The sequence below is a fragment of the Cellulomonas algicola genome (assembly GCF_019024305.1).
In the GTDB taxonomy this organism is placed as follows: Bacteria; Actinomycetota; Actinomycetes; order Actinomycetales; family Cellulomonadaceae; genus Cellulomonas; species Cellulomonas algicola.
Genome location: NZ_JAHKSJ010000028.1, coordinates 58,839 through 80,238, shown reverse-complemented (window position 1 = coordinate 80,238; position 21,400 = coordinate 58,839). Strand labels below are relative to the sequence as shown.

At 74.2% G+C, this 21,400-nt stretch carries 14 protein-coding genes; 4 read left to right on the top strand and 10 right to left on the bottom strand.

Annotation, left to right across the window (positions count from 1 at the left end):
- The first annotated feature begins 1,103 nt into the window (after positions 1 to 1,103).
- From rsmG to KOV94_RS18000, 3 genes are all read left to right on the top strand, one after another.
- Positions 1,104 to 1,718: a 16S rRNA (guanine(527)-N(7))-methyltransferase RsmG gene (gene rsmG / locus KOV94_RS18010; RefSeq protein ID WP_308160642.1), complete on the top strand. Its 615-nt coding sequence runs from the start codon at positions 1,104 to 1,106 to the stop codon at positions 1,716 to 1,718.
- Between the two features lie 271 nt (positions 1,719 to 1,989).
- Positions 1,990 to 3,858 carry a ParA family protein gene (locus KOV94_RS21075; protein WP_308160641.1) on the top strand — a complete coding sequence of 623 codons (1,869 nt, stop codon included), beginning with the start codon at positions 1,990 to 1,992 and terminating at the stop codon, positions 3,856 to 3,858.
- A complete protein-coding gene (locus KOV94_RS18000; protein WP_124341055.1) occupies positions 3,855 to 5,138 on the top strand; it encodes a ParB/RepB/Spo0J family partition protein in 1,284 nt (427 codons plus the stop codon). The genes KOV94_RS21075 and KOV94_RS18000 overlap by 4 nt, the downstream gene beginning before the upstream one ends.
- Positions 5,139 to 5,201: 63 nt before the next feature.
- Here the strand turns inward: KOV94_RS18000 and KOV94_RS17995 are convergent, their stop codons facing one another.
- The 8 genes from KOV94_RS17995 to KOV94_RS17960 all read right to left on the bottom strand — a co-directional run bounded on the left by KOV94_RS17995 (position 5,202) and on the right by KOV94_RS17960 (position 16,716).
- Positions 5,202 to 6,149 (bottom strand): D-alanine--D-alanine ligase family protein, encoded by a 948-nt coding sequence (locus tag KOV94_RS17995; protein ID WP_124341054.1) that lies wholly within the window; start codon positions 6,147 to 6,149, stop codon positions 5,202 to 5,204.
- Positions 6,150 to 6,585: 436 nt separating this feature from the next.
- Positions 6,586 to 7,938, bottom strand: a complete 1,353-nt coding sequence (locus KOV94_RS17990; protein ID WP_124341053.1) for an aminotransferase-like domain-containing protein — start codon at positions 7,936 to 7,938, stop codon at positions 6,586 to 6,588.
- Positions 7,939 to 8,267: 329 nt separating this feature from the next.
- A complete protein-coding gene (gene trxA, locus KOV94_RS17985; RefSeq protein WP_124341052.1) occupies positions 8,268 to 8,600 on the bottom strand; it encodes a thioredoxin in 333 nt (110 codons plus the stop codon).
- Entirely contained in the window at positions 8,600 to 9,610 is a 1,011-nt protein-coding gene (gene trxB, locus KOV94_RS17980) for a thioredoxin-disulfide reductase (protein WP_124341051.1), read from the bottom strand. The genes trxA and trxB overlap by 1 nt, the downstream gene beginning before the upstream one ends.
- 151 nt (positions 9,611 to 9,761) lie before the next feature.
- Positions 9,762 to 11,879 (bottom strand): protein kinase family protein, encoded by a 2,118-nt coding sequence (locus KOV94_RS17975; protein WP_218052796.1) that lies wholly within the window; start codon positions 11,877 to 11,879, stop codon positions 9,762 to 9,764.
- Between the two features lie 300 nt (positions 11,880 to 12,179).
- A complete protein-coding gene (gene murJ, locus KOV94_RS17970; RefSeq protein WP_218052795.1) occupies positions 12,180 to 13,811 on the bottom strand; it encodes a murein biosynthesis integral membrane protein MurJ in 1,632 nt (543 codons plus the stop codon).
- Entirely contained in the window at positions 13,808 to 16,165 is a 2,358-nt protein-coding gene (locus KOV94_RS17965; protein ID WP_218052794.1) for a DUF6049 family protein, read from the bottom strand. Before KOV94_RS17965 ends, murJ begins: the two co-directional genes overlap by 4 nt.
- A complete protein-coding gene (locus KOV94_RS17960; RefSeq protein WP_124344210.1) occupies positions 16,162 to 16,716 on the bottom strand; it encodes an NUDIX hydrolase in 555 nt (184 codons plus the stop codon). Before KOV94_RS17960 ends, KOV94_RS17965 begins: the two co-directional genes overlap by 4 nt.
- Before the next feature lie 98 nt (positions 16,717 to 16,814).
- On the opposite strand from KOV94_RS17960, the gene KOV94_RS17955 reads away from it, so the two are divergent.
- Positions 16,815 to 18,338: a CCA tRNA nucleotidyltransferase gene (locus KOV94_RS17955; RefSeq protein ID WP_218052793.1), complete on the top strand. Its 1,524-nt coding sequence runs from the start codon at positions 16,815 to 16,817 to the stop codon at positions 18,336 to 18,338.
- A gap of 16 nt (positions 18,339 to 18,354) precedes the next feature.
- Here KOV94_RS17955 and KOV94_RS17950 read toward each other — a convergent pair whose 3' ends face one another.
- Positions 18,355 to 20,016 carry a SpoIIE family protein phosphatase gene (locus KOV94_RS17950; protein WP_124344208.1) on the bottom strand — a complete coding sequence of 554 codons (1,662 nt, stop codon included), beginning with the start codon at positions 20,014 to 20,016 and terminating at the stop codon, positions 18,355 to 18,357.
- Positions 20,013 to 21,374, bottom strand: coding sequence for an MFS transporter (locus tag KOV94_RS17945; protein ID WP_308160640.1), 1,362 nt, complete (start codon positions 21,372 to 21,374; stop codon positions 20,013 to 20,015). Before KOV94_RS17945 ends, KOV94_RS17950 begins: the two co-directional genes overlap by 4 nt.
- Positions 21,375 to 21,400 lie beyond the last annotated feature (26 nt).

Sequence of the window (21,400 nt, the reverse complement as noted above, 5' to 3'; positions counted from 1 at the left end):
GCAGGAGCAGGAGCGGCGGGGCGAGCAACGGCGGGAGCGTCGCCGGCGACCAATGGACAGGACCCAGAGCAGGAGCGGGCGGCGGGTAGGGGGCGCGGAGGAGGGGCACGCAGTTGACGGGCGGCGGGTAGGGGGCGCGGAGGAGGGGCACGCAGTTGACGGGCGGCGGGGCGAGTAGGGGGATCGGAGCTTGCGGGCGCAGGTTGCGAGGCAGGGGACATCAGGCGAGGGGAGTGCGGCGATCTAGTCGGAGCCAGGAGCACGAACAGGGATGTCGAGAACGGAGGACCAGAGCGCGCCGAACGGGGGCGCCACGGGATCGCACGGCCGCGTGAACTGACCGCTGTGCGTCAATGGCCGTGCGTCAATGGCCGTGCGTCGAAGGCCGTGCGTCGAAGGCCGTGCGTCGAAGGCCGTGCGTCGATGGCCGTGCGTCGACGGTCGTGCGGTGATCGCCGCGTGCCGCCGCTGTGCACGACACGTGGCGCTGACATCGCGCGCGGCACGCTCTCACCGCGGAGCAACGGTCGGGTCCGTGCCCAAGCCCGGCGTACCGAGCATCGATCGTGGGCGCGGCGACAGGCGTCGGTGGTTCCGAGGCACGAGAAACCGCAGCCGGGCGTTGAGGCCGTGGGCGACGCGAGCGGCGAGATGCGCAGCGGTTCCGGATGCCGCACCGGTCGACGTGGGTGATGCACCGCGCAGGCGCGCGTGCCACGGGGCGGGCAGCTGGAGGCGCGGAGAGGTGCCGACGGACGCGGATGGGTGCATCGGGCGAGGTCATCGATCGCCCTCCCCGGTGCCGATGTGACGGCCGCACGGGGCGTTCGAGACGAGATCGCCGGGCGGCATCGGCGTGTCGGCGGGATGTCGTGGATGGGTCCGCGACCCGCCTGTGGATCGTCAGGGGAGGTGCAGGACCGCACGGTACGGTGGGTCGTCGCCGCGGCCCACCAGCGGCACGAGTGGACGCTCACCGGCCTGAGCTGCAAGCCGATCGGTGCGCGGGATGAAGTGTTGTTTCACGTGAAACGGGGGACGTAGTGACGGGTGAGGCCCCCGAGGTGGCAGGAGCTGACGATCCCCTGACGGGCGACCCCGCCGTGGCCGAGTTCTTCGGGGACGCGTGGCCGGCGGTCGCGCGATTCCACTCGATGCTCGTCGACGAGGGCGTGCTCCGCGGCTTGGTCGGACCCCGCGAGGTCACACGGCTGTGGTCCCGCCACCTGCTCAACTCCGCAGCGGTCGTGCCGTTTCTACCGGAGCGAGGGCGAATCATCGATCTCGGGAGCGGTGCCGGACTGCCGGGGATCGTGGTGGCCGCGATGCGACCCGAGTGTGAGGTCGTGCTCCTGGAGCCGATGGAGCGTCGTACCGACTGGCTGACCGAGGTCGCCACGCAGCTCACGCTCGACAACGTCACCGTCGAGCGGAACCGAGCACAGGACGTCCACGGCCGACTCGTCGGTGACGCGGTCACGGCACGCGCGGTCGCCGCCCTCGACAAGCTCTACCGCATGGCACTCCCTCTCCTACGCCCAGGCGGCGTCCTCGTGGCGCTCAAGGGCGACAAGGCGGAGCAGGAAGTGCAGGACGCCAAGCACGTCGGGAAGAAGTGGGGTGCTGGCGTTGCCGAGGTGGCCTTGGCGTCGACGATCGCGGGAGTCGAACCCACTCGAGTCGTCCGAGTCGTACGGGAGGTGGCAGGTGTTCGGTAGGAAGAAGCGCAAGGCGGAGCCGGTGTCGGCGGAGCCGAACCTGATGCCAGCGCCGACACCATTCAGCGCCGCGTCGGGCGGAGGAGAACCTGAGGTGCCCGTGTGGACGCCAGACGGATCCGCGACGGACCCGCACGCCTCGGCGACAGAGAGCGGCCCGACGGCCGGCGGCGACGCCTACTCGCCTGCGACCGACGGACTCGCCTGGGGGAGCGGTGAGACCGCTCCGGGCGCATCGAACGCTCCGGTTGACACGAGGGCCGAGCCGTCCGTGGTCGCCGACTCTGGGTTCGCTGACGTTTCACGTGGAACAACGGTGTCGACTTCGATGCACAACGGGTTGTCGGAACCCGCGCCGGGCAAGGACTCGACATCGGCACGCGACGACGAGCGCGGCGTCGCTCCGTCGACGCCCGGGCACGACGCACAGCAGCCCGACGCGACGTGGGGATCGCCGTCTCCGGACTGGCACGCGACTGCGGTCAGCGACCAGGCGCTCGGCCCCTCTGGAACGACCACCGAGCATGCGTCAGACGGTTCGCGGGGCTCGACTCCGTTCGGTACCGAGGAGTCCCAGAACCGCCACCTCGTTTCACGTGAAACAGGAGCGCGCACCGACGAGGGCAGCGTCCGGATCTTTCACGAGCCGACCGCATCGGCGCCGAACGACTTCCACGAGGTTGCCGAAGGTTCGACGGAAAGCACCCCCTCGACGGTCACGGGGGTCGACGGTGATGGGGGAGAATCTGTCGACAACCCTGCTGCACCCGGTGCAGCCGGCACCGCGGAGCAGTCGTCCGCTGGTCGTGAGCCCGCCACGGAGTCCGTGACGGCTGGACCGGAGAGCGACGCGCGGGCGGACGGGGTTGCGGAGACCAGCACCTCGAGCGGTCTCGAAGACCGCGCCGTGGCGCCCGATGAGGACGACGAACTGCACGTGAACCCTGAGCACTCGCCGCTGTCTGCCAGCGGCGACCCCGGCCCTCTCCACGTCGACAGCGACGAGCACCGCCGCGCCGCGCTCGTGAACAGCCTCCCGCAGGCGGATCACGAGACGCCGCTGATGGCCGAGCTGCAGCTGGACGCACGCCGCCGCATCGAGCTCCGTGGCCGCCGGTTCCCGCGCCCATCCGCGACGCGGGTGATCACCGTCGCGAACCAGAAGGGCGGCGTCGGCAAGACGACCACCACGGTCAACCTGGCGGCGGCGCTGGCCCAAGCCGGTCTGAACGTGCTGGTGCTCGACAACGACCCTCAGGGCAACGCGTCCACGGCGCTCGGCATCGACCACCGTGCCGGCACCCCGTCGATCTACGAGGTGCTGGTCGACGGCGCCCCGATCGAAGAGGCGGTGCAGGAGAGCCCCGACGTCCCCCACCTGTGGTGCCTGCCCGCGACGATCGACTTGTCGGGTGCGGAGATCGAGCTGGTCTCGATGGTCGCCCGGGAGACACGCCTGCGGAACGCCCTGGACCGGTACCTGGAGTGGCGCGCGGCGCAAGGGCTCGAACCGATCGACTACGTCTTCGTCGACTGCCCGCCGAGCCTGGGGCTGCTGACGGTCAACGCGTTCGTGGTCGCACGCGAGGTGCTCATCCCGATCCAGTGCGAGTACTACGCGCTCGAAGGGCTCAGCCAGCTCCTCAAGTCGATCCAGCTGATCCAGGCCCACCTCAACCCCGATCTGCACGTCTCGACGATCCTGCTCACCATGTACGACGCACGGACCAACCTCGCGCAGCAGGTCGCCGAGGAGGTGCGGACGCACTTCCCGGACCGCACGCTGCGGACCACGGTTCCGCGGTCGGTCAGGATCTCGGAGGCGCCCAGCTACGGCCAGACGGTGATGACGTACGACGCGGGCTCCTCGGGCGCGCTGGCGTACCTGGAGGCAGCGCGCGAGATCGCCGAGCGTGGTGCTGCCACGACCGACGGATCGACGGACGGCGCCGACGGTGTCGCGTCAGCCAGCGTGGCCGCCGAGTCAGTCACGCACGGACACGCCGAGCACACGGTCTCGGCCCCCGGTGACCAGCACACCTCGGTCGACCCGCACACTGCCGCGCCGACCGCCGTCGCCGCGACCCACGAGCAGCACCACGGCGAGCCTGTCATGGCCGCACATCAGGAGGACCAGTGAGCGAGAAGCGACGCGGGCTCGGCCGGGGTCTCGGGGCACTCATCCCGACAGGACTCGACGGCCAGCGGCCGTCGGGCGAGCGTCCGGTCGACGTGTTCTTCCCCGACGCCAAGCGCGACAACGCTGCGGCGACGACCGCCGCCGAAGGCACGACTGCTCCGTCGACGGAGGAGCCCGGCACGGCGGGGGCTGCGTCCGCACGCGTTCCGGACGGCGCCACCGACGGGGCGACGACCGCCGGGGTGACGACCAACGGCGCGACGGCCGCTGCGGCCCTGGTGCAGGAGGTCACCCCGCGCGAGGTCGCGGCGCGCGACGGTGTCGGCAGTGCGGTCAGCGTCGACGGGGCATCACGGTCCGCGGCTGGGTCGACCGATGGCGCGTTGGGCTCGGACGGCAAGGCCGGCTCGAACGGCACCACGCCCGCGGCGGTCGACCCGGACCTCGACGGCCTCGTGCCGGTCCCGGGCGCCCGCTTCGCCGAGCTTCCGGTCGGCGCGATCCGTCCCAACCCGCGCCAGCCGCGCACCGTGTTCGACGAGGAGGCGCTGGAGGAGCTGGTCGGCTCGATCCGCGAGATCGGCGTGCTCCAGCCGGTCGTCGTCCGCGCGGTCGAGGACGGCTACGAGCTGATCATGGGCGAGCGCCGCTGGCGCGCGACGCAGGCAGCAGGCCTCGACACGATCCCGGCGATCGTGCGGGACACCGAGGACTCCGACCTGCTGCGCGACGCGCTGCTGGAGAACCTGCACCGCGCCCAGCTGAACCCCCTCGAGGAGGCGGCGGCGTACCAGCAGCTGCTGGACGACTTCGGCTGCACGCACGAGGAGCTCGCGACTCGGATCCACCGGTCGCGGCCGCAGATCTCGAACACCCTCCGTCTGCTCAGGCTCCCGCCGCTGGTCCAGCGCCGGGTCGCCGCGGGCGTGCTCTCGGCCGGCCACGCCCGCGCTCTGCTCGGCCTGAGCGACGGCGCGGCGATCGAGCGACTCGCGCAGCGCATCGTCGCCGAAGGACTCTCGGTGCGTGCGGTCGAGGAGATCGTGTCGCTCGGCGTCGACGGTGCGACCCCGACGCGTCGGGCGGCGCCGCGAGCGGGGGACCGCAACGCGGCGCTCGACGACCTCGCGGCGCGACTGTCAGACCGTTTCGACACGCGCGTCAAGGTGGCACTCGGGAAGACGCGCGGTCGGCTCACGGTCGAGTTCGCCTCGGTGCAGGACCTCAACCGCATCCTCGAGAGCCTGGCGCCCGAGGACCCGGGTCTGCTGAAGAACTGACCCGTCAGGCCGTCGGAACGGGGACGAAAGGGGCGCGGACCTGCGGGTTCGCCCCCCTTCGCTTCACTCGAGGGAAGCCAGTACCAGCGATCGGTACAAGTCCCCGAGATTGTGCCCAGCGCCTTCGGCTGCCTGTGGCAAGAGTGAGGTCTCGGTCATCCCGGGGGCTACGTTGACCTCGAGGAACCACGGCTGCCCCTCGCCGTCGACGATGAGGTCCGTGCGCGACAGGCGCGTGAGCCCGAGCGACCGGTGTGCGGTCACGGCGGCCTCGCGCACGGCGGTAGCGACGGCGTCGTCGAGCCGCGCAGGGGTGAAGTACTCGACCCGCCCGGGGTTGTACCGCGCGTCGTAGTCGTACGCCCCGTCGGTCACGATCTCCACGGGAGGGAGAGCAACCGGACCATCGCCCGTGTCGACGACGCTGACCGCGACCTCCGTCCCGACGACCGCCCGCTCGATGAGCGCGGTGTCGCTGTAGGAGAAGCAGTCGACCATGGCGCGGGGCAGGTCGTCGGCGGAGGTCACGAGGTTCACGCCGAGCGCCGACCCGCCACGCGACGGCTTCACGACGAGCGGCAGCCCCAGCCGCGCGACGACGGTGTCGAGGACGCGGCCGGCACCGAGCTCGCGGAAGAGCGACTGCGGGAGCGTGACGAACTCGGGTGTCGCGAGGCCGGCCCCGGCGACGATGGTCTTCGCGATCGGCTTGCTCCAGGCGACACGGCTGGCGCGCGGGCCGGTACCGAGGAGCCGCAGGCCGAGGAGCTGCACCACGTCTCGCACGGAGCCGTCCTCACCGGACGCACCGTGGAGGAGTGGCCACACCAGGTCGGGGCGGAGATCGCCGAGCGCGGGCACGAGGTCGGAGTCGACGTCGTGGATCGACACCTCGACGCCGACGGACCGGAGCGCCTCGGCGACGCGCCGCCCGGAGCGCAGCGACACGTCGCGCTCGTGCGAGAGGCCGCCTGCGAGAACGGCGACGCGCGGCGAAGACGGGATGGTCACGGCGTGGTTCCTCCGAAGGCGTGGAGCGGTACGGGTCGAGGACGAGGGCGGGAGACGCGACCCCGGCGCGCCCGGGGACGCGCGCGATCACCACGGGATCTCGTGCACGCGCCTCGTCGCGACCGATGCGTCACGGGTCCAGCCGCCGTCGGGCCTAGCACAGTGACGACGGCCGTCGAGTGGACAGGGGAGTCCGCGAAGGCCGAACCGGCGGCCGGTACGACGACTCGTCGGGTGAACGCTGCCCGTGCGACGGGGGTGTCGACCAGCCTGGCAGGTGACGTGTGGACACCCGAGACCCCGGACACCGAACCGACGACCGCGACGATCACACGCTGGAGAGATGCTCGACGTGCGATACCTGGGTCGACCGTCACGGCGGACGTCGGGCGAGTGATCGGCGGGGCAGCCACGGCGGTGGTACGGACGCGCGAGGTCAGGCGACGTCTGGACCGGGGGACTGCACGCTGTCGGACGCGCCACCGGCGTTGGTGCCGAACAGCTCGACGAGCTCACGCTCCCCGGCGACGACGCCCGCGAGCCGCCGCACGCCCTCGCGGATGCGCTCAGGCGTCGGGTAGCAGAACGACAGTCGCATGTGGTCGGCGCCGGAGCCGTCGAAGTAGAACGCGGTGCCCGGCACGTACGCGACGCGCGCGGTGACGGCGCGGGGCAGCATGTCCTTGGCGTCGAGGCCCTGTGGCAGCCTGACCCAGGTGTAGAAGCCCCCGTCGGGGACGTTCCACGACGCCTCGGGCAGGTGCTCCGCGAGCGCCGACACCATGGCGTCGCGTCGCTCGCGGTACTGCTCGCGGTACACCTTGATCTGGCCGCGCCAGTCCGCGGTCGACAGGTAGGTCGAGATCGCGAGCTGCGACGCGTTCGACGGGCAGAGGATCGCGGACTCGGAGGCCAGGACGAGCTTCTCGCGGACGGCGTGCGGGGCGACGACCCAGCCGACGCGGTAACCGGGCGCGAAGGTCTTGGAGAAGGACCCGAGGTAGACGACACCGTCGGCGTCGAGCGACCGGATCGCGGCGCGCGGCTCGCTGTCGAAGCCGAGCAGCCCGTACGGGTTGTCCTCGACGACGAGGACGCCGTACCGCTGCGCGATCGCGAGGACGCGCGGGCGGCGCTCTGCCGACAAGGAGACGCCGGCGGGGTTGTGGAAGTTCGGCACCGTGTACAGGAGCTTCACGGTGCGACCTGCGGCGGCGAGCGACGCGAGGGTCGACTCGAGCGCGTCGGGGTCGAGGCCGTCGGCGTCGATCGGGACGTGCACGACGTCGGCCTGATAGGCGCGGAAGACACCGAGCGCGCCGACGTACGAGGGGGCCTCGGCGACGACGACGTCGCCCGGGTCGACGAAGATCCTGGTCACGAGGTCGAGAGCCTGCTGCGACCCGGTGGTCACGACGACGTCGTCGGGGTGGGCGTCGATGCCTTCGAGCCGCATGACGTCGAGGATCTGCTCGCGGAGCGTCTCGTCGCCCTGGCCGGAGCCGTACTGGAGCGCCTGGAGGCCGCGGGTCGCGACCACGCGGGCGGCGAGCTCGGCGAGGTCGTCGAGGGGGAGCCCTTCGAGGAACGGCATGCCGCCCGCGAGCGAGACGACCTCGGGCCGGTTCGCGACGGCGAAGAGGGCGCGGATCTCGGAGGCGCGCATGCCGTGGGTGCGCTCGGCGTACGCGGAGAGCCAGGGGTCGAGGCGCGTGCCGGTTCCCGCCGCGGCGGAGGACGTGGGGTGGCCGCCCGACGTCTCGCGCGGGGGCCCAGGCTGCGTGGTCATCCTGGCAGTGTCGCACGTCACGACGACGCGCCCGCGCAGCATGCGTGCGGCGAGACGTGCGGGTCCGGTGCGGGTCGCGGGCCGGACGGTGGTGGGAGCTGCTGCTGTTCGCCGCCCGGGCCTCGACGAGGTGGGCGACGTGCCGTGCGACGAGACGGCGACCGCTGTGCGACGAGACGGGCGACGCGCTGTGCGAGGAGACCGACGACGGGCTGCGTGAGGAGGCGCGCGACGGGTGCGCGACCGCTGACGCGTGCGACGCCGGACGGCATGCGGACGGGCCGCCGTCCCGGTGAGGGAGCGGCGGCCCGTGGGTCGCGCGGCGGACGTCAGGCCGCGGTGAGGACGTCCTCGATCTCGCCGGCGTAGAACGCCTTGGGGCGGGCGCCGATGACGGACTTCACGAGCTCGCCGCCGACGTACACGTTGAGCGTGGGGATCGACACGATCCCGTAGTTACCGGTGACCTGCGGGTTCTCGTCGGCGTTGACCTTGACGATCTTGACGCGACCGTCGTACTGCGCAGCGAGCTCGTCGAGGACGGGCGCGACCATGCGGCACGGACCGCACCAGGGCGCCCAGAAGTCGACGATGACCGGGATGGGGGAGTCGAGGACCTCGGACTGGAACGTGTCGTCGGTGACGGCGGTGAGGGTGCTCATCAGACCTCCTGGACGAGGACGGGCGCGACGGTCGTGGGCACCGGGTCGACGACGTCGTGCGCGGTGTCGCCGAGCGCGGCGAGGTAGTGCTGGGCGTCGAGCGCGGCGGCGCATCCGGACCCGGCTGCGGTGATCGCCTGGCGGTAGGTGTGGTCGACGACGTCGCCCGCGGCGAAGACGCCGGGCAGGTTGGTCCGGGTGGACCGTCCGACGACGGAGACGTAGCCGTTGTCGTCGAGCTCGACCTGGCCGACGAGCAGGTCGGTGCGCGGCACGTGCCCGATCGCGACGAACACGCCGGTGGCGGAGTGCTCGCGCGTCTCGCCGGTGACGGTGTCACGCAGGGTCACGCCGGTGACCTTGTCCTCGCCGTGGATCGCGACGACCTCGGAGTTCCACGCGAACTCGATCTTGGGGTCGGACGCGGCACGGTCGGCCATGATCTTGGACGCGCGGAGCTGGTCGCGGCGGTGCACGAGCGTGACGCGCTTGCCGAACCGCGTGAGGAAGGTGGCCTCCTCGACGGCGGAGTCACCACCGCCGACGACGATGATCTCCTGGTCGCGGAAGAAGAAGCCGTCGCAGGTGGCGCACCAGGACACGCCACGGCCGGACAGCCGCTTCTCGTCGTCGAGGCCGAGCTCGCGATACGCGGACCCGGTGGAGAGGATGACGGCGCGCGCGGCGTAGGTCTCGCCGCCGGAGACGGTGACGGTCTTGACGTCACCCTCGAGGGAGAGTGCGACGGCGTCGTCCCACAGCACCTCGGCGCCGAACTTCTCGGCCTGCTTCTGCAGCGCGTCCATGAGCTCGGGGCCCTGGATGCCGTCCGGGAAGCCGGGGAAGTTCTCGACCTCGGTGGTGTTCATGAGCGCGCCACCGGCGGTGACGGAGCCGGCGACGACGAGGGGCGCGAGACCCGCGCGGGCCGCGTAGATCGCGGCCGTGTAGCCGGCGGGGCCCGATCCGACGATGACGAGGTCGCGCACGGTGCTGGGCTGGTCGCTCACGTGAGTCCTTGGGGTACGGCGGGCCGGCGGGGTTGCCGGCTGCGGGCTGTTCGCTCAACCGATCGTAGGCCGGATCTGTTCCAGGTCCGACCGCCGAGGCGCGTGGCGGCGAGCATCCCCTCGCGCGGCCGTGCGGTCCCTGCGTTCGGGGTCAGCCGAGCGACATCTCGTTGAGCTCGAGGCGGAAGCCACCGTCGGCAGCGGTCGGGAGCTGCGTGATCCACACGACGACGGTCGACGCCTCGACGGGGTCGAACTCGAAGACCGTGTCGGGTCCCACCGGCCCGGACGCGAGGACGGTGCCGCCGCCGGGGTCGGCCGCGGTGGTGTTCCGGATCTCGACGTTCCCACCGGTGCCGTTGACGTGCAGCGTCACCTTCGACAGCGTCGAGGGGCCCTGGAGGTTGACGATGTAGCCGACGGCGTTCTTGAAGCCGGCGAAGTCGTCGCGCTTGTACGTCTGGGTGTACCAGAACGTCGACGGGTCGCCGTCGTAGGCGCGGGTGACGGCTTCCTCGTGCTCGCCGTCGGAGTCGGACGGGTCGAACGACGTGGTCGAGGCGATCACCGGGGCGGCAGCGGCAGGCGCCTCACCCGCGGGCGTCTCGCCGGGCTGCTCGGCGGGCTGCTCCGGCGCCGCGGACTCGGCGGGCTGCTCCTGCGTCTGGTCGTCGGGCTGCGCCCCGGTGTCCCCGGGGTCGAGCGACGAGAAGAGCGCCCGGAAGGCCAGCACGACGCCGATGACGACGGCGACGGCGACGACCGCGAGCACGAGCTTGGTGGGGTCGAAGCGGCGGCGCTCGGGGGCGTCGGGCTCGCCCCAGCCGAGCTCGTCGAACGACTCCAGGCCGTCGTCGGGGGGGAGCACCGGCGGCAGCCCGGACGAGCCGTCGGCGCGGTACGCGGACGTGGGTCGACGCACGGGTGCGGCGCCGTACGCGCCGGCCGGGCCGGCCGGGTCGCCGGGGGGCGGCGGGACGTGCGCGACGGGAGCACGCGGCACCGACGCGGCCGCGGGCGACACGGGCGCGCCGTGGGACGCGAACGCGCCGGGTGCTGCGGTGGGCGGCGCGACGACCGTCGGGGGACCTTCCGCGGGGAGGACGCTCGTCGTCCCGACGGCGTCCGCGCCGGACGCGGCACCGGCGCCGGCGCCGGCACCGAACACGGCCGTGGGTGCACCGCCGACGAGCCCGGGCGCGACCGGCACGGTGGGGTCGACGTCCTCGGCCGGACCGCCGGCGACGCCCGCACCAGGGCCGGCTGCGGAGAACGCGCTGGACCGCGACGGTGCCGCGGGCGGCGGGGTGCCAGGTCGGTTGGCGCCCGGCGGCGGCGAGTCGAACGCGCTCCGGACGGACTGACGCTGCACGCGGACGGGTTCGGTGTCCCGCGAGACGATGTCGGCGAGGGTCGGCTCGGTCGCGGCCGCGACGGCGCCGCCGAGGACCGCGGTCGCCTCGGGGACGGCTGCGACGGCGCGGATCTCCCCCCACGGCTCGAGCTCGCGCACGAGCTCGCCAGGGCTGTGGGGGCCGTCGTCGTGCGGGCCGAGCGTCACGGCGCACAGGGTGTCGAGGTCGGCGGGGATGCCGGCGACCAGGTCGGACGGCGGGACGGGCCGCGCGCCGAGGAGCGGGGCCTCGGGCAGGGGGTCGCCGGCGCCGGGACGGTCGCCCGCGGGCCAGAGGCCCGTGAGGGCGGCGTACAGCAGCCGGACGAGCCCGACGGTGTCGGAGCGCGTGGTGGCGCGCGCGTCGCCGCCGGCCGTGCCGAGGAGCGCGGCGTCGAGCGCGAGCCCGCCGAGGAGCACGCGGCCGTCGGAGTTGACGTGCAGGACGGAGGGGCGCAGTGCGAGGTGGTGCACGCCGCGGCGGCGGGCGACCTCGAGCGCAGAGGCGGCCTCGCCGATGACGGCCCGCGCCTGGTCGGGCGTGAGGGGCGCCCGCGCGACGAGCTGGGCGAGCGACGGGCCGGTGATCTGCTCGGAGACGACGTAGCCGACGCCCTCGTGCGTGCCGACGTCGAGCACGCGGACCAGGCGGGCGTCGGTGACGAGCGCGGCGCGGCGGGCGGCGTCGAGGGCGGGCGCGACGGCACCGGCCTCGAGGACCCGGACGCGCACGGGGCGGTCGAGGATCTGGTCCGTGGCCTGCCACGCGGTGGCGCCGTCGAGGTCGGAGGGTGCGGGCGCGACGATGCGGTAGCGGCCTGCCAGCACGGTGCCTCGTCCGACCTCGCTCACCAGCACCTCCTCCGGGTTCGTCACGTCAGTCCACCTCCGCCGACCCTACGGGGCGGGCGACGCGGTGGTCACCTGCATGGTAGACGGCGGCCCTGGACAGGACGGCAGACGGGCATGGTATCCGGACGGACCAGGACAGGTGGGGACGGGTCGGGCGACGTGGAGCGGCCTGGGGACGGCGGTCGAGCGACGCGGGCTGTGGACGGCTCGCTCGCGCACCGACGGATCGCGACCCCGCGCGACGCGGGCTGTGGACGGCTCGCTCGCGCACCGACGGATCGCGGCCCGCGCGAACGGACCGTTCGGCGTCGACCCGCGGGTCCGTCAGCCCCGTCCGGGCCGGAGCCGCGCGAGGACGGGCCGCAGCAGCCCGTCGAGCTCCTCGACCCGCAGGACGCGCAGCGCGCCGACGTAGGCGACACCGCCCAGCCCACCGGCGACGACGCACACGACGACGGACCCGAGCAGGCCGTCGGGGAGCCCGAGGGACAGGACGCGCGTCGCGAGCCACGCGACGAGCGCCGCGGGGAGGACGGCGACGAGCGCACGCACGTGCACGCGCACGATGCGCCCGCCGTCGACGCGCCCGAGCCGGCGCCGCAGGTGCCAGATCGCCGCGACGGCACCGACGACGTAGGACACGCTCATCGCGAGGCCCGCGCACGCGGTCCACCACGACGGCGGCGCGACCACCATGCCGAGCAGCGTGCCGACGATGACGACCACGGCCATCGCGACCTGGATGGGCACCATGCTGCGCGCGTCCTCGTACGCGTAGTAGACGCGCTGCGCCATGGACCAGGCACCGAACGCGGGCAGGCCGACGACCATCGCCTGGACGACGCGGGTGGTGGCCTCGACGGCGTCGGCGGGCGCGGTGGCCGCGATGATGTCCGTGACGGGCCGCGCGAGGACGAGCAGCAGCCCGGCGGCGGCGACGGTGAACAGCCCGACGACGCGGACGCCGTAGGAGAAGGTCGACCGCACGCCGTCGACGTCCTCGTCGTGGGCCTGCCCGGACAGCCGCGTGAACAGGGCGGTCGCGAGCGACACGGTGACGAGCGAGTGCGGCAGCATGAAGATGCTGAACGCGACGTCGTACGCGTTGTTCGACGCGACGGTCGCGGCCTCGCCCTCGCTGGGGGCGCGGGAGACGACGCGCGACACGACGAGGTTGCCGAGCAGGCCGATGCCGAGCCCGACGAGCGTCCACGTCGCGACCTGCCCGGCCCGGCCGAGGCCCGAGCCGCGCAGGCCCCACCGGAACCGGTAGCGGACACCCGCGCGACGCAGCGAGGGCACGAGCACGACCGCCTGGGTGACGACACCGAGCGTGGAGATGCCCGCGAGCAGCGCGACCTGACCGGAGGTCCACGACGACGCGACCGCGACACCGCTCGTCTCGGGGCTGCCGAACACGACGATGAACGCGACGAAGCCGCCGATCGCGACGAGGTTGTTCACGACGGGCGCCCACATGTAGGGGCCGAACGAGCCGCGCGCGTTGAGCACCTGCCCGAGCAGCGCGTACACGCCGTAGAAGAACAGCTGCGGGATGCACCAGTAGGCGAACGTCGTCGCGAGCGCCATCTGGTCGGGCGCCGCGTCGGCGTAGAGGTGGACGAGGAGCGGCGCGGCGAACGTGAGGACGACGGTCGCGACGGCGAGGACGACGAACCCGAGGGTCAGGAGGCGGTCGACGTACTCCTGCCCGGCGTCGCGCTTGTAGGCGCGCACGACCTGCGGCACGAGCACGGCGTTGAGGACGCCGCCGGCGAGCAGCATGAACAGGATGTTGGGCAGCTTGTTCGCGACGGAGAACGCGTCGGCGGCCTCGCCCGTGACGCCGATCGCGGCGATCAGCACCATCATCCGCAGCAACCCGGTGGCCCGGGACACGGCGGTGCCCGACGCCATGAGCGCCGCGCCGCGTCCGATGCTGCCGGGGCCGGTCATGAGGGGTCCTCTCGTCGGGGTGGTCCGGGCGGTGTCCCGACGGGCGGCGGGCCCTGGCCGGCCCTGTCGCCGTCGTCGGGCGCCCTGCCGTGGTCCGTCGCACCGTCGTCGTCCGTCGCACCGCCGGTGTCCGCGACACCGCCGAGCACCCCGAGCGCGGTCGGCGCGTCCGACTCGGCCTCGAGACGGGCACCGCGGCGCGCGCTCTGACCACGGCGGACCGTGCGCACGATCCCGAGGACGAGCCCGACGAGCAGCAGGACGCCGACGACGACCGTGCCGACGTCCTCGATGGTCGGCTGCACGCGTGCGCTGAACTCGACGGGTGCGGACACGGGGGCGCCGTCGACCGTCTCGAGGTGCGCGAGCACCCGGACCTCGCAGTTGGCGTGCGCGACGAACCGGACGACGACGCTGCGCTCGTCCCGCGCGTCGACCTCGACCGGCTCGACGGGTTGCGCCTCGAGGCACGGCTTGCCGGGCGCGACGACGAGCTGCACGGTCACGGGCACGGCGAGCGCGTTGCGGACGGTCATCCGCGCGTCGGTCGACGAACCGAAGATGTTCGCGGTCGGCGGCTGGACGATCGTGAGGCCGCTGGTGCGCGCGTCGAGGTCGGCGACCACGGCGGCGACGAGCGCGTCGCGGCCGGTGCGGTCGGCACGCCACGCGACGGACAGCGGGGCCAGCACCTCCTGGTCGACGCCGGTCAGCAGCGCCTCGGGCTCGGACGTGACCTCGGCGAACGCGAGGGTGCGCTCGCGGGCCGCGGCCAGCACCTGCACCTGCGCGGGCGGCATCTCCGCGGCGTCGGACGCCGAGTCGGACGCCGTCGTCCGCGTCTGGGCCATGCCGTCGAGCAGCGAGGACGCGGGCCGCATCCGGACCCACGGCGCGTCCTCGAGGGCGCGCAGGAGCGTCGTCGTGTAGGCGACGTCGGGGATCCACTCGCGATCGGGAGCCAGGAGCACGTCGGGCGGGTCGGACTCCTGCCGGGTCGCGACCGCGAGCTCGGCGAGGGTGCGCTGCACGGCCGTCGCGGGCGACGCGTCGGGCTCGACGCTGCGCGGGTCGGTGAGGAGGTGGGTGAGGACGGCGTCGGGCGCGAGCGCGGCGACCGTCGTGCCGGCGGCACGGACCTGGGTGCGGGCCGCGGTGGCGTCGTCGTCGTCGTCGGGGTCGCGGGTGGGCAGGACGAACGCGGCGGCGCCCGCGTTCGTGGCGAGACCGATCGTCGCCTCGTCCGGGGTCCGGGTGCCGGTGCCCCACAGGACGACGGGGACGTCGCCGGTGCCGCTCTGCTCGGCCCAGCTGCGTGCGGCGGCTCCGGCCGCGGCGGCGAGGTCGGGGCGGGCGCCGTGCGCGACGGCGGCGACGTCGGGGTCGGACCAGGGCAGGGACAGCACGTCGCGCTCCGCGAGCACCTGCGTCACCTGGTGCGACCACTGCCGGGCGCGCGGTCCGGCGAGGGCCGACTGCGCGAGGAGCGCGGGGTCGACGACGGCGCTGACCGCGGGGGCCTCGTCGAGGAGCCGGGCGAGCTGGGCGAGGCGCTCGCCGGTCGCGGTGGCGTCCTCGAGCCGCGCGACGGATGACGCGTCGGGCGGGCTGACGGCGGCCGCGGGGCTGCTCGACGGACTGGGAGCGGCGTCGGCGTCGCCCGTGCCGTCGGTCTCCGGGCCGGTGGCACCGTCGGTCGCGGCGCCGTCCGGCGGCTGCTCGGCCCCCGCGTCGGTGCCGGGCAGCGTGGGGGCGAGGGGCGGCCCGACGACGGGGACGGCGACGGACACGTCGGTCGCGGGGACGTCGTCGGACGGGAGCCACAGCAGGAAGGTGCGTTGCTGCCCGACGACGCGGCTGCCGGCCCGGGCGTCGACCACGAGCCCGCGCGGTCCCCACACGTCGGCGCCGTCGGCGAGCCGGATGTCCGCGGCGGGCACGGTGAGGTCGACCTGCACGCTCGCCCCGGGCTCGAGCGGGCCCTCGATGCCGGCGACGGCGTCGGTGCTGCGGGACGACAGCCCGCCGGACACCCACGCCTCGAGGTCCGCGCGGGTGTGCGGACGGACACGGCTGATGCGCAGGACGGCGGACGGCGAGGTGACGGCCTCGGCGCCGTCGTTGCGGATGGTCGCGGTGACCGTCAGGTCGTCGCCGGGCCGCAGTACCGCGGGAGTCACGCGCGTGACCTGCACGGATACCGGCCAGGTGGCGGTCGGGCTGGGGGAGGGGGTGCTGGTCGCCCCCGCGGGGGGCACGGCCACGAGCATCCCGAGGCACAGCACGGCGAGCGTGACGGCGAGCAGGACGACGGCCGCGCGGTGGACCTGGCCGCGGCGCAGGGCCGCGCTCATGCCTCGCCGACGAGCACGACGAGCGCCGCCTCGGCGAGACGCCGTTCGTTCGGGTACGCGAGCCGGTCGTGCAGGTCGGTCACGGCGACCCATGCCGCGTCCTCGGCCTCGCCGTCCGGGTCGCCCTCGACGGTGAGGGTCCCGCCGACGGCGCCGAGCAGGAAGTGGTGGACGACCTTGTGCACGCGGCGGTCGTCGCCGGAGAACCAGTAGTCGATGACGCCGAGCCGCCGCAGCACCTGCCCGGTGATGCCCGTCTCCTCGGCGATCTCGCGGACCGCGGCCTGCTCGGGCGTCTCGGTGCCCTCGAGGTGGCCCTTCGGCAGGCACCACTCGAGGCGGCCGGCGCGGTTGCGGCGTGCGATGACCGCGGCCTGGTAGACCCCGTCGCGCTGCTGGACGACGATCCCCCCCGCGGACGTCTCGTCGACGACGGGCAAGGGGGTCGGGGCGGGCCGCACGACGGCGTGCCGAGGGTCGATCCGCAGCGCGTGCCCACCGGGCGGCGCGGGCACACCCCCGGGCACGGAGGGCTGCGCCGGGCTCGACATGCGGCCACTGTAACGACTCGCCGGGAGCGTCCGGTTCCGCACCGGCCCGCCCGGGTGCGCGCCGCACGACCACGACCGCGTCTGGCAGGCTTGGACGAGTGCCCTCCCTGGACCCGACCGGCGCCGCGACCGGCGTGAGCACCACCGACCCCTCCGCGGCCCTCGCGGCGCTGCGCCGCCGTGCGCTCGGCGTGCTCGCCGGGCTGTCGGGCGACGCGATCGAGCTCGGTGAGCTGTTCCGGGCGGCGGGCCACGAGCTCGCGCTCGTCGGCGGGCCGGTCCGTGACGCGTTCCTCGGCCGGCTGAGCGCGGACCTCGACTTCACGACGTCGGCGACGCCCGACGAGACCGAGGCGATCCTCGCGCGGTGGGGCGACGCGCACTGGGACATCGGCCGCGAGTTCGGCACGATCGGCGCGCGCCGCATGCCGGGCGGCCGCCGGGGCAGCACGCGCGACGTGCTGGTCGAGGTCACGACGTACCGCACCGACGCGTACGACCCGTCGTCGCGCAAGCCCGAGGTCGTGTTCGGCGACTCCCTCGAGGGCGACCTGTCGCGCCGCGACTTCACCGTCAACGCGATGGCGGTGCGCCTGCCGGACCTCACGTTCGTCGACCCGTTCGACGGTCTCGCGGACCTCGCGCGCGGCGTGCTGCGCACCCCGGTGGACCCGCGGCAGTCGTTCGACGACGACCCGCTGCGCATGATGCGCGCGGCGCGCTTCGCGGCGCAGCTCGGCTTCGAGGTCGACCCGGCGGCGCGCACGGCGGCCACCGACATGGCGGAGCGCATCGCGATCGTGTCGGCCGAGCGGGTCCGCGACGAGCTGTCGAAGCTGCTGGTGTCGGCGCAGCCGCGCGTGGGCCTGGAGGTGCTGGTCGAGACGGGCCTCGCGGACCACGTGCTGCCCGAGCTGCCCGCGCTGCGGCTGGAGATCGACGAGCACCACCGGCACAAGGACGTCTACGAGCACTCCCTCACGGTCCTCGACAAGGCGATCGCGCTCGAGACGGGCCCGGACGGCGCCGTCCCCGGGCCTGACCTGGTGCTGCGTCTCGCGGCGCTGCTGCACGACATCGGCAAGCCGCGCACGCGCCGCTTCGAGCAGGGCGGTGGCGTGAGCTTCCACCACCACGAGGTGGTCGGCGCGAAGATGGTCGCGAAGCGGCTCAAGGAGCTGCGGTTCGACAAGGCGACCGTGCAGGCCGTCGCGCGGCTCACCGAGCTGCACCTGCGTTTCCACGGGTACGGCGAGGGCGGGTGGACCGACTCCGCGGTCCGCCGGTACGTGACCGACGCCGGCCCGCTGCTCGAGCGCCTGCACCGGCTGACCCGGTCCGACTGCACGACGCGCAACCAGCGCAAGGCGGCACGCCTCTCGGCGGCCTACGACGACCTGGAGCAGCGCATCGCGACGCTGCGCGAGCAGGAGGAGCTCGCGTCGATCCGCCCCGACCTGGACGGCACGCAGATCATGGAGATCCTCGGCATCGGCCCGGGCCGCGACGTCGGCGCCGCGTACCAGCACCTGCTGGAGCTGCGCATGGACCGCGGTCCGCTGGGCGAGGACGCGGCGCGCGCGGAGCTGCTCGCGTGGTGGGAGGCCCGCACCGCGGGCTGACGTCGTCGGCGTCGCGTCAGGCGCGGCGCACGACGAGGAGGCACACGTCGTCCTCCTGCTGCGCGCCGACGAGCGCGCCGACCAGCGCGTCGCGGACCCCGGCCGCATCCGTCCCGTCGGGGACGGCGGCAAGGGTCGCCTCGAGCGCGGCGAGCCCGTCGGCCAGCGCGCGGTCACGCCGCTCGACCAGGCCGTCGGTGTAGAGCACGAGCGTGGCGCCCGCGGGCACCTCGACGGTCGCGTCGGGCACCGTGGGCAGGCCCGGCAGCCCGACGGGCGTGCGCAGCGAGCCGTCGAGCCGCTGCACGCGCCCGCCCGGCAGCCGGAGCATGGGCGGCGGGTGCCCGGCGCGCGCGTAGTCGAGCCGCACGCCGCCCACGCCGTCGGGCGTCCAGCGTGCGTACACGCACGTCGCGATGTCCGCGAGGTCGAGCCCGCGCACGACGCCGTCGATCCGGTCCAGGACGGCTCCCGGCGCCGAGCCCTCCCACGCGTACGACCGGAGCAGCGACCGCAGCTGGCCCATGGCGGCGGCGGCGCGCAGGTCGTGCCCGACGACGTCGCCGACGGCGAGCCCGACGGTCCCGCCCGCGAGGGGCAGCACGTCGAACCAGTCGCCGCCGACCTCCGCGAGACGGCTCGACGGCAGGTACGACGCGGCCACGTCGAGCCCGGGCACGTGCGGGATCTCCGGCAGGAGGCTGTGCTGGAGCGTGAGCGCCGCGCTGCGCTGCGCCAGGAACAGTCGCACGTTCTCGAGCGCGAGCCCCGCGCGGCGACCGAGGTGGGCGGCGGTGACGACGGTGTCGGGCGTGAAGCCGTCGGTCTTCTCGTGCACCAGGCACAGCACGCCGAGCACGCGCTCGCGGGCGCGCAGCGGCACGACCATCGCGCTGCCGAGCCCGAGGCGCTGCAGGAGCGCGAGCTGTGCGGGGGTCGTCCGGCCGGGGAGCGAGCCGACGTCGACCGGGAACGGCTCCGCGACGTAGCCGGGCGGGCTCGCGAGGGCGCCGAGCGTGCGGGGCGAGCGCTGGAGCCAGCTCACGTCCTGCGCGCCCAGGCGGTCGGCGAGCGCGACGTCCGCCGCGCTGCCCGCGACGACGTGCACGTGCTCGAACCGGCCGCGCTCGTCGGTGACCGCGACGAAGCCCCACGTCGCGAGGGGCGGGATCGCGACGTCGGCCAGCGCGTCGACCGCGTCGTTGTAGTCGAGGTGCAGCGCGAGCTCGTCGCTCACGCGCGCGAGCAGGTCGAGGCGGGCTGCGGACCGGTCGTCGCCGAGGCCGGCCTGCTCGGCCTCGACGCGCGCGGTGACGTCGGTCTGCACGGCGACGCGCCGCACCACGGCACCCGTGCTGTCGTGCACGGGCATGATGACGAGCTGGTTCCAGAACGGCGTGCCGTCGCGCCGGTAGTTGAGCAGCAGCGCGCCCGCGGTCCGGCCCTCGTCGATCGCGGTGCGGAGCTCGCCGAGCGCGGCGGGGTCGGTGCCCGTGCCCTGCAGGAACCGGCAGTTGCGCCCGAGCACCTCGGACGCGGGGTGCCCGGTCAGCTGCTCGAACGCGGGGTTCACCCAGATCAGCGGGTCGTCGGGCTGCGTCGGGTCGCTGATGCACGCCGCGACCTCGCCGTCGACGAGCGCGAGGCGCAGGGCCTCCTCCGGGGTCAGGTCGATCACGAGCCCGTCACCTCCCGGGACGTCGGGGCGGCGGCCGGACGGTCGGGACCCGGTGCGGGGTCGTCCGTCCGACCGGTGCGGCCGACGACACGCGTCGTCGCGGCGCCGTAGAGCAGAGCGCCCGCAACGTACCCGACGGCGAGGACGACGAACAGACCGCGCGACCACCCGGTGTCCGGCAGCGTCACCGCGCCGAGCGCGGCGGCGCCGACGAACGCGGCGTTGTAGAGGACGTCGTAGAGCGCGAACGCGCGTCCGCGGAACGCGTCGTCGGTGTCCCGCTGCACGATCGTGTCGACCGCGATCTTCGCGCCCTGCGCGGCGAGGCCCAGCGCGGCTGCGCCCACGAGCACGGCGGGCCGCGCGACGGTCACCGCGAGCAGGCCCTGGCTCAGCGCCGCGAGGCCGAGGCACAGCACGATCCACGTGTGCGGGCCGGTGCGCGGCGACAGCACGGGCGTGAGGACGACGGCGAGCGCGAAGCCGACCGCGGACGCCCCGAGCACGGTGGCGAACGTCGCGAGGCCCGCGCCTGCATCGGCCGGGTCGGACAGCAGGTTGCGCGAGATGAGGATGCTCGCGATGAACGTGACGCCGTACAGGAACCGGTGCGTCGCCATGATGCCCAGCGCGTAGGCGGGCGTCCGGCGCTCGACGAGGTGCCGCGCACCCGCGACGAGCCCGCGCGCGAGCGTGCCGAGCGCGTGGCGCAGCTCCGTGGCGTCGGCCCGCTCGACCGGGCCGAGCTGGTCGCGGCCCAGCCGCGTCGCGAGCGCGGCGGCCGTCCCCATGACCACGGCGGCGAGCGCGAGCGCCGCGGCGTCCTTGCCCCGTCCCGCGGGCAGGACGAGCCCGAGGAGCAGGCCGACGCCGCCGCCGACGCCCGCGGCCGCCGCGCCCAGCGTGGGCGTCAGCGAGTTCGCGGTGAGCAGCAGGGGACCGTCGACGACGCGCGGCAGCGACGCGGACAGCGCCGAGAGCAGGAAGCGGTTGATCGACAGGTTCACCAGCGCGAGGACGTACACCGCCGGGGAGACGCCGTCGGTCGCCATGAGCACCGCGATCGTCACCGTGAGGACGACGCGCACGACGTTGCCGTAGAGCAGCACCTGCCGGCGGCGCCACCGGTCGAGCAGCACGCCCGCCCACGGACCGACGATCGTGAACGGCAGCAGGAGCACGGCGAAGGCCGCCGCGACGCCCGTCGCCGTGCTCGCGTTCTCGGGGGAGAAGAAGAACAGCGTCGCCAGACCGACCTGGAACATGCCGTCGGCGGTCTGGCTGACGAGGCGCACGGCGAACAGCCTGCGGAAGCCCTCGAGCGGCCACAGCGCCCGGAGGTCGGCGATCACCTGCACGCCGCCATCCTCGCACCCGCTCCGGA

What these genes read in the sequence shown, in the direction of transcription:
- KOV94_RS17990 (WP_124341053.1), bottom strand. Translation starts at nt 7,938, where the DNA reads ATGACCACGCAGCCTGGGCCCCCGCGCGAGACGTCGGGCGGCCACCCC.
- trxA (WP_124341052.1), bottom strand. Translation starts at nt 8,600, where the DNA reads ATGAGCACCCTCACCGCCGTCACCGACGACACGTTCCAGTCCGAGGTC.
- murJ (WP_218052795.1), bottom strand. Translation starts at nt 13,811, where the DNA reads ATGACCGGCCCCGGCAGCATCGGACGCGGCGCGGCGCTCATGGCGTCG.
- KOV94_RS17965 (WP_218052794.1), bottom strand. Translation starts at nt 16,165, where the DNA reads ATGAGCGCGGCCCTGCGCCGCGGCCAGGTCCACCGCGCGGCCGTCGTC.
- KOV94_RS17960 (WP_124344210.1), bottom strand. Translation starts at nt 16,716, where the DNA reads ATGTCGAGCCCGGCGCAGCCCTCCGTGCCCGGGGGTGTGCCCGCGCCG.